Source organism: Leptodesmis sp. (assembly GCF_052746595.1).
Genome location: NZ_JBRAGO010000125.1, coordinates 1 through 11,788 on the forward strand (window position 1 = coordinate 1; position 11,788 = coordinate 11,788).

Here is an 11,788-nt window from a genome sequence, read left to right on the forward strand (position 1 = left end):
TGCAGGGCATCGAAAAACTCCAAAGCCGCAAAACTGCTATCTGCAACTGAGACAACGGCACGCTGAGAAATCCAGCGTCTAACTCGAGTGCGCATCTATATGGCTAAATGGCTAAAGTCGAGTTGAGTCCCTGTTGGAAAATCTTTTGGGCGTAGTCTGTCCACAGTCCCTGACCCCAATAGCGGAAGCAACTGGTTTGTAACACCAGGTTATAGAGCAAGGCTCGACGATAAGCAGACGTGCGCGTGATGGGAACTGAATGGCCGAATGAATTCTGTAACAGGGGATCCAATTTCTTATGGAATTGAGCGCTCAATTGGGTCATGGGAGCCAGGACATTTTCATAACCCTGTACCCAACTCATGTGATTGGTCCAGGACGCTCCTTCCATGTGAAAGTTGGGGTTCGTTTGTTGAATGGCCGCGATCGCGTTTGCCACTGCTTCCGGGGTGCAATTTTCTGGGGGAACCCGTTGCCAGAGTTGAGATTGACCGACAGGTAAACAAACTGGATAATCTTCTGACTGCACACCTGCTGCTGCAAGCAGTTCCAGGTATTCCGTCCCTGTCATTCCCACCACATCGGATTGTTGTTTCTGGTCATACCAGGCAGCTTTGAAGGCTGAAGGAAATTCATTCATCATCACTCCACCATTTTCTCCATCACTGATTTGAGTGACTAAAGGTGGAACTAAAACGTTTCCTAAAACTGGTTGAGACTGTTGCGATTTAGCTTCATAATAGGGCTGCATCTGTCCCACTAATTTAGTATCTGAACCCTGAGTTTTAATTAACACCGTGATGCTGAGCATTTCACCTTTGGAGTTGCGAGCCAGCAATTGATGAGGAATATGTTTATATCCCAAAGCTTCTCCATTGAGAGTCTCTACCGTATGTTCCTGGACTAACATCCAGCGATAGCCACACTCCTTAAGGGCTTTGACCAATTCATACAGAGTGTCAGGATGATTTGGTAAATGCATCTCTGGTAGTGAGAAACCTTTTACCCGTGCCAGAGCATCCCAGCCGAAGATCGCGGCAAAATGATGTTGCCATGCCTGGATATGCAACTTGATATCGGGAATTGGGGTAGAAGGGACGACCGCATGGCCCCACATTGTTCCCAACCATTCTACATAGGGCTGGTACGTCGGATCACAGGTGATGCGCTTCAGATTGTCCAGTACACCTCCCCGACCCATCTGGCGCAGACCCCACAGCAGATTTCCAGAATAGTCCAGCATCACTCGCGGACGATATCCCTGCTCTACCAGTTCGGGAATGAAATCAGCCATCCGCGCATAACACCAGGCAAAGGCTCCCGCATTGTGATTATCTCCTTCTTGGGGATGCTCAAACATATACTGCAAGTTGTTGATCAAAGCGCCGTCCCATCCCGCTGGAATTGTCGGTTGGTGCATATGCAGGGCGATCGCAAATGCTGATCTGATTGACTCTAATGCAATGTTCGTCCTGGGTAAAAACACCGGATCCGTTTTGTTGGTCACGGTTTGCACCGCATCTTCCCAGCCCGAAATATTGGGCAGACCCTCAATCAATTCATCCAGAACTGGTAGATTAACTTCTTGGACTATGCTCATCAATCTAAGTACGCAAGTTTCCTCCAGCTTACTCAGTCTGTGGAGTGACGAGGTGAAGAAATCCTTAAACTCTGTCCACTGGTGAACGAGTTATTCCTTTGACCACGATCGCCGGACATCAAAAAAATAATCGTATAAATTCTGTAACCAGGGTTTTTGTTCCAGTTGTTGGGTATGCCAGTCTATCGCTACATTCTGAATTACCTCAGACCAGGTGGGCGATGGCAATACCAGGCGGCTGAGGGCTGGAATGGTCAGATTCTGTTGCATCGCCAGGGCGATCGCACTACTCCATTCACTGGCCTGATCACCGAGCAGATGAGCACCCAGAAGCCGACCATGACGATGCACAATCAGTTTGCAAAATCCAGTCAGGTTATCTTGCAGTTGGGCTTTAGGCAAAGTATTGAACGATCGCCGGAGAACCTGTACCTGTTTGCCGAATTGGGAGATTGCCTGAGCCTCTGTTAATCCCATCCAGACCGCTTCTGGTTGGGTATAAACCGTTAACGGAATGTGACGATAGGAAGCTTTTAAGCGCGGGAAAAACAGGGCATTTTGAAGTGCGATCGTAGCCTCATAACGAGCCACCTGGGAGTAACAGGTATCTCCTAATCGTCCTTCACAAACGTAGATTTTGGGATTGGTAGTCTGGAGTTTGGCATTATGCCAGATGCCTCGCCCATCCCATTTCACCTTGACCGCTTCCAGATTCCAGGATTCGGCTCTGGGAGTCTGTCCCACAGCCAGAATTAACTCATCCACTTCCATTCCCTGACTGCCCACCTGAAGCCATTTCTTGCCTTGAATTGAGCGAACCTGAGTAATTTCTACATCCGTCAGGATCCGTACCCCTTCGACTTCTAATTGAGCCTGTAACCAGCGAGACACTTCTAGATCCGCGTCTGGCAAAATTCGCGGTGCTGCCGCCACCAGCGTAACGGAGAAGTTCAGACGGTTCAGGGCTTGAGCTAGCGAGATCGCTTCACTTCCCTGCCCAATTACAGCCAGATGCTGACCTTCCTGCAAGTGAGGCAGTTGTTGCGGCAAGGTTTCTACTGTTAAATAGCCTGTCCTTTGCAACCCTTCAATCTTGGGGATGAACGGACGGGTTGCCATTGCCAGCAAATAGGAACGAGACGACAAAAATCGCCCTCTTACCATCAATCCGGGAGCCGGTTTGCGACAAAACTCGCCTTGCTCGCCAATCACATCAATTCCCAGAGAAGCCAGCACCGCTCCAGTATGGGGTGTTTCTAGATGGGCTGCAGCCAGTTCTATCCAGCGTTGGACTGACTCCCACTGCACCGGGCCAGAGGAGAACTCAGGAGCCGCCCACAGGGGAGAATGTTGGAGCCGCTGCCATTGCTCTTGGCTGTGCCCAACCTGCAATAGTGAATGATATGCCGCTTCCGAAAAATGCACTGGAGATAGCGAGTGACTCACCAGAGCAACCCGCGCCTTAAGACGAGCCGCCGCGATCGCCGCTTCTATGCCAGCGGGACTATTACCAATTACAACCAGATCGTAGTCAACAGACATGGGAGAGCAGGAAAAGTTAAGCGTTAAAAGTTGAGAGTTTTAAGTTTTGAGTTTTGAGTGTTTCAGCCAAGTGGAGCGACTCCTGCTAACTCAGCCCAAACCCATCACCCCTTCACTCCTCTGCTCCTCCACTTACCCATCATTCCCTAAAACAGCCTGCAATCCTGCTAGTAGCTGTTCATTCTCCTCCTGACTGCGAACGGCAACACGGAAGTAGGAATCCCCTAATTCAGGAAAGCTGAGGCAGTCACGAATGAGAATTTGGTACTGTTTGAGCAACTTGGCTTGTAACTCAATGACCGAATGGGCCGATCGCACCAGGAGAAAATTGGCGGCTCCAGGAAAGGGATGCAGGCCGGGAAGTTGGTTAAGTCCTGCCAAAAGTTGGGAACGGGCGGTGGCTAACCAGTTCCAGGTGCGCTGCTGAAACTCGCGGTCTTGTAGAACCACTTCTCCGACGGCGGCGGCCAGGGAGTTGACAGCCCAGGGATCGCGCCACTGTTGCCAACGTTGCCAGCGATCGGGATGAGCGATCGCATAGCCCAATCTCAATCCGGGCAGGCTGTAGAACTTGGTGAGGGAGCGCAACACCACGAGATTGGGATACTCTAACACCCAATCCATCACGCTTTGCTGGTCAGCGGGGGGCAGGAAATCCATAAATGCCTCATCTACTACAACCAGCGCCAATTGTTCTAGGTAAGGCCGTAGGGAGTCTTTGGAGAACAGTTGTCCGGTGGGGTTATGGGGGTTGTTGAGAAGTAAACCAGTTGGATTGTGGATTGTGGATTGTGAATTGTGGATTGGTAATCGTAAGTCTAAAATCGCCAATCCAAAATCGTCCAGGGGAAGGCGAGTGATTTGGGCATCGAAGGCTTTCAGTGCCCGCAGGTAGTCTCCGAAGGCGGGAGTGAGCAGGTAAGTTATTTCCAGGTTGGCTAACTCGCGGCAGGCCCAGGTTAACAGTTCAGCGCAGCCATTTCCGGGCAGAATCCAATCGGGTGGAATGTGGTGGAACTGACTGATGGCTGACCGCAGATGATGATAGGAGGGATCCGGGTAAGCCGTGAGGGACTGGAGATTGGACTGGATGGCCGCGATCGCAGAAGTGGGTGGCCCTAAAGGATTAATACTGGCCGAGAAGTCAAGAATGGCACTGGGGGAACAATTTGCCAGTTGAGCGGCCCAAATCAAATTTCCCCCATGTGCAGGTCGATTCATGTGCAAGTTGATAGAGGGGCATCGCGCCCCGATCGTCCACTACTTTTTCTTACCAGCAGCACCTTCGGGAGGTGCAACCTTTTCTTTAAACAGTTTTCCAGCAGAAAATGCAGGAACTTTTGTTGCTGGGATATTCATCTTATCGCCAGTTTTAGGATTACGTCCTTCGCGGGCTTTCCGTTCCCTCGGTTCAAAGGAACCAAAGCCAACCAGGGTCACTTTGTCTCCACTACTGACGGCTTCCACGATCGCTTCTAAAGCAGCCGACAATACAGCATCTGCTTGCTTCTTAGTTACGCTTGCCTTGTCTGCAACAGCATCAACTAATTCGCCTTTGTTCATGGGATCTCCTCTTACTACAGAAAAACGGACTCACAACAAATCATCTGTAAACCCTTGCAGGTTTTGACAAGATCACAATGCAGGCGCAGGTAAGTTTCACCAAAATTGCTGAAATCCCTACGCTCCCGCATTTTCAATGCCCTATTCTAAAGTCTGCATCATCGATCTGGATCGGTGAAACCTTTAAGTTATTTGGATTTCGGCCATTTTTTAGGCGATCGTGTTTGCAGCAGTGATAAGCCACTCCTATCAAAAGAACCTGCCTGATGAACCTCTGACCGTTCAGGCACCGGGTCTTCAGATCTGACATTGAATTGCTCTCATAACCTGGGCTATCTGGGTTCAATGGCTGAATCTTGCTCCGTGCGGACTTTTCAGAAGACAGACAGACAAATTCCAGGAATCAGGAATCAACCAGATGCTTGAATCGAACTCAATTTTCTGTTCCAGGAAGGCTGAAATCAGCCTCAAATAGCAGGCTTTCTATAAGCCGAATTTACCAAAAAATCTTTTTAAAACTTTACAAGCCAAAAGGGGATTCCTCTTGGCTTTGACGCGATTCTGACAAAAAGCAGTAATTTATCTTTACATTTGTAGCCCACTAGAGAAACGATCGCAGGCGTTGTATTAGTTGTTCTGCCCGCAACACGCCTTCAATCCGCTCCACAGGTTTTCCCTGTTTGAACAACACCAATGTCGGCAATGCGCGAATTCCATACTGAGTAGCCAATTCCGGATATTTGTCGGAATCAATCTTAACAATTCGTAACTGATTCCTCAGCAAAACGTTGACCTGTTCCAAGATTTTGGCCATCATCTGGCAAGGTCCGCACCAGGTGGCATAAAAGTCCACCAACACAGGTAAATCTGATTCATTGATCATTTCATCAAAACTGGCAAATTGTTTCTTCGTCGCCACGATCGCTTTTCCTCCAGATTTTTATCTCTATGTTAGTCAGGAAGTGGGTAAGTGAGTGGATGGGATGATGGGAGGGGGAGGGGGTGGGTAAGGATGCCTGATTTATAATTCAAAATTCCTCTTGATACCATAGGGGCAAGATAAATCAATTTTGGGAGAGTAAAGCTATGGCATCCAGCGCACCTTTAACCGGAGCGGAATTAATTGACTGCGCCAGAGCAAATGGGAAAGAGGGAATTGTCGCTGCCTGTCAACGCTGTGGGTATGGAGAGGATCTAACGGCGTTTGAGCAAGCACTGCACCAGGCCGGGGATCATATTGGCGTGGCAATTAACCACTTTGAAGACTTGCTTGAACCCCCAGCAGATACCAGGGCTGAAGGAATTGAAGTCGCCCCAGATTCCTACAACCAACTTTAAGGAAATACCGCGGGACATGAGGCCAGTAGAAAAACAAATATTTGTTCAAGTCCAGCGGTTATTTATGCAGAACGCGCTATAGTCAAGCCGATAGATAAGCGGTGAGATAGGCGATCGTGGCGGCTCGAAAAACTTCCACTTCTAAAACTTCTAATCAGGCTGAAAATAAGGCTGCAAATGGGCATTCGGCGTCCTCATTCCAACTCAGTAAGGTGCTGGTGGTGCTGAACGGCAAGGGAGGAGTTGGTAAAACAACTACGGCAGTCAATCTGGCAGCAACGTTGGCTGAAAAACACCGAGTTCTCCTAGTTGATGCGGATCCTCAAGGATCGGCAAGCTGGTGGGTGCAACGGGGCGATCGCGAGACTGACTTTGACCTGAAACAGGAAACCAATCCTGATTTCTTAAGTCATTTGCGAACCCAGAAGGATTATGATGTGGTTGTTGTAGATACGCCCCCAGCGTTGGGTTCCCAAGCTCTGGCTGCTGTGGTTCCTGCGGCTGACTATGTGGTTCTGCCCACTCCCCCTGCTCCGATGGATCTGGCTGCTTTAATTGAAACCGTCCGGGCTACCGTCATGCCTGCAGGGGTGGCGCATCGAGTGTTACTAACCAAAGTTGATCCCCGCAGTTTAGGAGAAGCCCTGGAGGCCCAAAATACTTTAATGGAACTGGGAATTCCAGCCTGTAATGCCTTTATTCGTGCCTATAAAGCTCATGAACGAGCAGCTCTGGAAGGCGTTACGATCGCCCAATGGCGGGGCAAAAATGGCCGCGAAGCAGAAGCCGATTACCGTCGTGCAGCCGATGAGATTCAGCGGGATTGGAGGAACTAATGGCACCTAAAAAACGCTTATCCGATTTACTCCGGGAAGAAGTCAAGAAACCAGCAGAGGCCGGAACACCACCTGCGGCAGAGGCCCAAACCAGGAAAAAAGGCAGTCGATCGACCGGAACGGTCAGCAGTGGCAGCAGACAGAAAACTCAGGCAGTCCAATCTCCAACGGTTGCTCCAGCTGCCTCTGAAGCGCCAGAGTTAGATACAACGCCTGCCTCTGAGACAATGGCGGCTGATTCCACGGCTGAACTGAAAGCGGCTCTAGAGCAAGCCAAAACCCAGGAAACAAAGCTGAAGCAGCAAATTGCCAATCTGGAAGCCGAGTTAAAAGAGCAGGCTGAATCAACCCAGCAATTGCAGACTCAACTCCAGCAGGCCACAGCTCATACTCATCAACTGGAAACAGAATTGAGCGAAGCCAAACATACGGTACTGCAACTGGTAGAAGTCAATACTGAACTGAAGCAAGACCTGGAAAACCTGAAAACGCGATCGCTAACCAAATCGATCGCCTCTCCTCACCCAGCGAAGCTGCCCCAGCAAGAAACAAAACCAGCCAGACCAACAGCACCTCCCCTAACACCATCTGCCCTATCTCAGCAGGAGATGTTGCGCCGCCGTCAACAAGAATCCCTGGCTCACCCCGTCTTTCCCGCTGGGCCTGCTCCAGGTCATCTCTCTGACAAGGATCTGGGATGGGTGGATTGAAGTGGCAATACAGACATTAGATTAGCGGTATGGCAATACAGACATTAGCAGTTGATATTGGAGGCAGCGGCATCAAAGTGATGGTGCTGGATGAAGAGGGGACGCCTTTGGGTGAGCGCGATCGCCTGGCAACTCCCCAACCTGCCTATCCAGAGCCAGTTCTGCTATTAATCGAAACGCTGGCTAAGGACAAAGCCTTCGATCGGGTATCCGTTGGCTTTCCCGGTGTGGTGCGGCATGGGGTTACAGCAACCGCTGCCAATTTGGCTCCAGAGTGGATTGGGTTTGATCTGGCAACGGCTCTGACTGAGCGCCTGAACAAGCCGACCCGTGTGATTAACGATGCCGATATGCAAGGGTTGGGTGCCATTGCAGGCCAGGGCGTAGAACTGGTGATCACCCTGGGAACAGGCTTTGGCTCTGCCCTATTTGTCGACGGCAAACTGGTACCGAATCTGGAAATGGGTCACCATCCCTTTCGCAAAGGCGAAACCTATGAGCAGCAACTAGGACGGGCCGCCCTGGATGCCGTTGGTAAGAAAAAGTGGAACGAACGTTTACAAAAAGCGATCGCGACCTTAGAAAACCTGTTTAACTACGACACACTGTACATTGGCGGTGGCAATACCAATCGCATTAGCTTTGAACTCCCACCCAGAGTTAAAATCGTCCCCAATGTTGTAGGCTTATTAGGTGGAATTGCTCTCTGGAAGGAACATTAGTACCGCGATCGCATTCCCTGAAATTCACCCACTTCCACGGGGTAGCAAATTTCTTCCAGCACGTGGGGGCCATCTTGAACCTTCTCATTCAGTCCTAAGCGCTGGCGAATTTCGTCTAGTTCCTGTTCCAGGGCTTGAGGAATGGGGAGATGCATCATGGTGAACAGATCGCGTAACCGATAGCGCCAATCATGCCGTAGTCGGCATTCTCGATAGTTATGGTGAGAGATTTCAGCTAATTTTGCCTCATCATCCAGCAGGGTTTCCAGGAAGGGAACCCACTCTTCTGGGTTGGCAGGTAACTCCAGCGTGCTGTTCGGCCAGTCCATCAGCGCGCCTACTTCTGGATCCCGTGGCTTTGTACCCACGATCACACTCCCGGCAGCCTATCCCTTCCAGCCAGCGGTACAACAGCGGAGAGTGTCCACAAAATCGGGGAATATTGCTGGCTTCAAAACAAAGGTTAACCTTCGATCGCTTCAGCAGTTTGATTTGCAAAGCAATATGTTTCTTTGGATGGGTAACCCCTGTACAGGTGAAGGTGGAGTGCAAATAAATGCGATCGCTATCCGCCTGGTTGAAATGCTGCTGTAACCGGGTATGAACTGCTTCATTCATACGACCATAGCCCATGAGATCGAGCGAGCGATGGGCCGAGTAATTTCCCCAGACCAGAGTATTAATCCCTAAGGGCAACCAGGACACATTGACGGGATAGCGAGATCGCACCTCATCTGCCAATTGATGGCTAATCACAAATAAGTGATCTAGTTTGGTGAGCGGCGGTTGGTTCATGTAGCGGGGATCGAATCCATCCAGCAGATAACCGACGCGCAGATCAAACTGATCCAGTACCGGGCCCAGTGCAAACATAGAGAGCAAAAACTTGGGACGAATGCCGACGACTAGCAGAATATTTAGCCCCGGCCCTGGTTCTGGCCATGCTTCTACCGTGTACCAAGACTTTAGCAAGCGATTGCGACAGCGATTGAGAAAACTAACCTGCTGATCAACCGCATCGGGGAACGGATTAGTGGAGGTGTGCCCATTCCAGCATGGGTAGATGAACTGAGCCTGACAGACACTGGCTAAGGTTTCTTCCAGGCTATGGCTCACAGACCAGCCGACATGCTTGTTCTCGCAAGAAAGTTCTGAAAGCACAAAAATGTTCATAAATTGCCCCTGGCATGAACTGGGCGACTCAGGAGATGAGCAAACAAAAACCTACTATATTCTGGTCAACAGGGAAAAAACTGAAGAAATTTTGTTACTTTATGAAAGTGTTATATCTTTATACCGGAATTCATGGATTCTCCCATTTCAAAGGCATCAAGATTTAATTGGAGACAGCAAGAAAGCATCAAAGATATCCCGTTAAAGGGATTCAAGATGGCCGAGTCAACTATCGACTGCAATTTTCTTTCAGTAGAATAGAGCGGAGACCTACTGGTAAACGTCACTGGCGGCGCGATGGAGTAGAGAATGCCGATAAGCCAGGGCAGATAGATCATCCGCATAGCCACCACCAATCACACAAGCTACGGGATATCCTTGAGCGAGGCAAGTAGATAGAACGTAGCGATCGCGCTGAAACAGCCCGGTATCGGTCAAGGCCAGTTTGCCCAGACGATCACGGCAGTGCGGATCAACTCCCGCATCATAGAACACCAAATCTGGTCTGACCTGGGACAGCAAATCGGGCAGGTAATCAGCCAGCGCTCGCAAATACTCCTCGTCCTCCATGCCTTCCGGGAGGGGCACATCCAGATCACTCTGTTGCTTAGTGCCAGGAAAGTTGACCTGACAGTGCATGGAAAAGGTAAACACGGTGGCATCGTTTTGAAAAATGGCTGCCGTTCCATCTCCTTGATGCACATCCAGATCCACAATCAGGAGTGTATTAACCAATCCGAGGTATTGCAACAGACGGGCCGCGATCGCCAGGTCGTTGAAAATGCAAAATCCAGATCCATAGCTGGGAAAGGCGTGGTGAGTTCCGCCAGCAGTATTACAGGCAATCCCATGCTGCAACGCTAACTTCGCCGTCAAAATGGTTCCTCCCACCGCCACACAGGTACGGTTTACCAAAGCCGGACTCCAGGGCAAGCCAATTCGTCGTTGAGCTTTGGCATCCAAGGTGCCCTGATAGTAGGCCTGCACATAATCGGGGGTATGAACCAGTTCGATCCACTCCTGTGGAGGTCGTCCAGGTAAGTGAAATTGCTCCGGTCGGGCAACTCGATCCGCTAACAAAATATCGTACAGCAACTGGAATTTTGCCATCGGAAATCGGTGGCCGGGAGGCAACGGCACAACGTAATCGGGATGGTAAACGAGGGGAAGTGCCATTTACCGCAATTGTTGATAGTAGCAAGCAACCTATTGTACATGGTTACACTAATTTGATGAGCTTTTAGCTGCAGCAGGTTGTGGGCTTTGGGAACTGCTGGGCAGTAACCCTGAAAAAGACCACAGGCTCAACCCAACGAACAGCCTCAACACGAAGTATGTCTCACAAGAGGATTTTGGCTTGACCAGTATGAAGTGACGAACACTGTCTATCAGCAATTTATAGCTGATGGCAGCTACATGAAACGAGAATTGTGGTCTGATGCAGGCTGGCAGTGGAAGGGGAACCGCACTCAGCCTCAAAACATTGATGGGTTTACAGAGCCCCAGCAACCTCGTTTGGCATTTCTTCGTTCGAAGCGGAAGCGTATGCAAAATGACAAGGTAGGCACTTACCGACGGAGGCAGAATGAGAATATGCTGCTCGGGAACCGAATGGAACAACATATCCTTGGAGAGATGTTTATGAGATTGGACGAGCGAATGTAAACGAAACTAGCATTGGTGGACAGTTTCGGGAGAAAAACCTTACCAATCGGCAGCTTTCCCAATGGTAAAAGTTGGGTTGGGGCTTACGATATGGCGGGTAATGTTTGGGAATGGACTTCGAGTTGGTACAGTGCTGATTATTATCAGCAACGGATTAAGAATAATCCGCCTGGCGCTGAACGGGGAGAACTACAAGTGGCTCATGGTAGTTTATGGTATCTTGCTCCATCGAATGCCCGCTCCGTGACTCGCCGCGATCGCCCTTTCGTCTTAGAAGCAGTGTCTGGTATCCGGGTCGTCACTCCAGTTCAATAGCCCAATGAATCTATAGCGCTACAAACTTGACACAGCCTGACATAGCCTCTGATTGGAAAAATGCATCGATCTGCATAATTGTCCATCCTATGGGGGATAAGGTTATTGCTCTATCGAGAGCGGCGGCGCAAATTTACGTCGAGATTTCAAAATTTCAGTCCGGGATTTCAAAATCTCAGTCCTGCTGACGCCGGAATCAGGCTCTGAAACAAGCACGATCGTATGAGTGATAGCAAATCGAAAAGGGATTCGCCAACTGTGGAGCACATTTTGTTTTCAGACATCCGCAGCTTTGAAGCCTTCAAGCCCTTACATCTAGGAATG

At 49.8% G+C, this 11,788-nt stretch carries 12 protein-coding genes and 2 pseudogenes; 6 read left to right on the top strand and 8 right to left on the bottom strand.

All coding sequences use genetic code 11. The annotated features are described in order from the left end of the window. Window positions 1-103: 103 nt before the first annotated feature. The 5 genes and pseudogenes from ACUVQO_RS20325 to trxA form a co-directional block, all read right to left on the bottom strand. Complete coding sequence (locus tag ACUVQO_RS20325) at window positions 104-1,600, bottom strand: glycosyl hydrolase family 57 (RefSeq protein WP_445927654.1); 1,497 nt, start codon at window positions 1,598-1,600, stop codon at window positions 104-106. A 90-nt stretch (window positions 1,601-1,690) separates the two neighbouring features. After that, window positions 1,691-3,142 carry an FAD-dependent oxidoreductase gene (locus ACUVQO_RS20330; protein WP_445927655.1) on the bottom strand — a complete coding sequence of 484 codons (1,452 nt, stop codon included), beginning with the start codon at window positions 3,140-3,142 and terminating at the stop codon, window positions 1,691-1,693. A 132-nt stretch (window positions 3,143-3,274) separates the two neighbouring features. Continuing rightward, window positions 3,275-4,363 (bottom strand): threonine-phosphate decarboxylase CobD, encoded by a 1,089-nt coding sequence (gene cobD, locus ACUVQO_RS20335; protein ID WP_445927656.1) that lies wholly within the window; start codon window positions 4,361-4,363, stop codon window positions 3,275-3,277. A gap of 39 nt (window positions 4,364-4,402) precedes the next feature. Then, window positions 4,403-4,711 (bottom strand): annotated as a pseudogene (locus ACUVQO_RS20340) (HU family DNA-binding protein); the annotation flags it as partial. Window positions 4,712-5,306: 595 nt separating this feature from the next. After that, entirely contained in the window at window positions 5,307-5,624 is a 318-nt protein-coding gene (gene trxA, locus ACUVQO_RS20345; RefSeq protein ID WP_445927657.1) for a thioredoxin, read from the bottom strand. Window positions 5,625-5,791: 167 nt separating this feature from the next. On the opposite strand from trxA, the gene ACUVQO_RS20350 reads away from it, so the two are divergent. The 4 genes from ACUVQO_RS20350 (at window position 5,792) to ACUVQO_RS20365 (ending at window position 8,311) form a co-directional block, all read left to right on the top strand. After that, window positions 5,792-6,043 carry a hypothetical protein gene (locus ACUVQO_RS20350; RefSeq protein WP_445927658.1) on the top strand — a complete coding sequence of 84 codons (252 nt, stop codon included), beginning with the start codon at window positions 5,792-5,794 and terminating at the stop codon, window positions 6,041-6,043. Between the two features lie 116 nt (window positions 6,044-6,159). Next, on the top strand, window positions 6,160-6,879 hold the full coding sequence (locus ACUVQO_RS20355) for a ParA family protein (RefSeq protein WP_445927659.1): 720 nt from the start codon (window positions 6,160-6,162) through the stop codon (window positions 6,877-6,879). Beyond that, on the top strand, window positions 6,879-7,589 hold the full coding sequence (locus tag ACUVQO_RS20360; protein ID WP_445927660.1) for a hypothetical protein: 711 nt from the start codon (window positions 6,879-6,881) through the stop codon (window positions 7,587-7,589). Before ACUVQO_RS20355 ends, ACUVQO_RS20360 begins: the two co-directional genes overlap by 1 nt. Window positions 7,590-7,618: 29 nt before the next feature. Beyond that, window positions 7,619-8,311, top strand: a complete 693-nt coding sequence (locus ACUVQO_RS20365; RefSeq protein ID WP_445927661.1) for an ROK family protein — start codon at window positions 7,619-7,621, stop codon at window positions 8,309-8,311. Here the strand turns inward: ACUVQO_RS20365 and ACUVQO_RS20370 are convergent. From ACUVQO_RS20370 to ACUVQO_RS20380, 3 genes are all read right to left on the bottom strand, one after another. Then, window positions 8,308-8,640, bottom strand: a complete 333-nt coding sequence (locus ACUVQO_RS20370) for a glycosyltransferase (RefSeq protein ID WP_445927662.1) — start codon at window positions 8,638-8,640, stop codon at window positions 8,308-8,310. The two genes, ACUVQO_RS20365 and ACUVQO_RS20370, sit on opposite strands and share 4 nt — an antisense overlap. Next, a complete protein-coding gene (locus tag ACUVQO_RS20375; protein WP_445927663.1) occupies window positions 8,561-9,484 on the bottom strand; it encodes a hypothetical protein in 924 nt (307 codons plus the stop codon). Before ACUVQO_RS20375 ends, ACUVQO_RS20370 begins: the two co-directional genes overlap by 80 nt. Before the next feature lie 270 nt (window positions 9,485-9,754). Then, window positions 9,755-10,660: a histone deacetylase family protein gene (locus ACUVQO_RS20380; RefSeq protein WP_445927664.1), complete on the bottom strand. Its 906-nt coding sequence runs from the start codon at window positions 10,658-10,660 to the stop codon at window positions 9,755-9,757. 132 nt (window positions 10,661-10,792) lie between these two features. On the opposite strand from ACUVQO_RS20380, the pseudogene ACUVQO_RS20385 reads away from it, so the two are divergent. Together ACUVQO_RS20385 and ACUVQO_RS20390 are read left to right on the top strand one after the other, a co-directional pair. Continuing rightward, window positions 10,793-11,149, top strand: a pseudogene (locus tag ACUVQO_RS20385) (SUMF1/EgtB/PvdO family nonheme iron enzyme); the annotation flags it as partial. Between the two features lie 15 nt (window positions 11,150-11,164). Continuing rightward, the gene (locus tag ACUVQO_RS20390; RefSeq protein WP_445927665.1) at window positions 11,165-11,464 is read left to right on the top strand and encodes a formylglycine-generating enzyme family protein; all 300 of its coding nucleotides are present in this window, start codon (window positions 11,165-11,167) and stop codon (window positions 11,462-11,464) included. The last annotated feature ends 324 nt before the right edge of the window (window positions 11,465-11,788 follow it).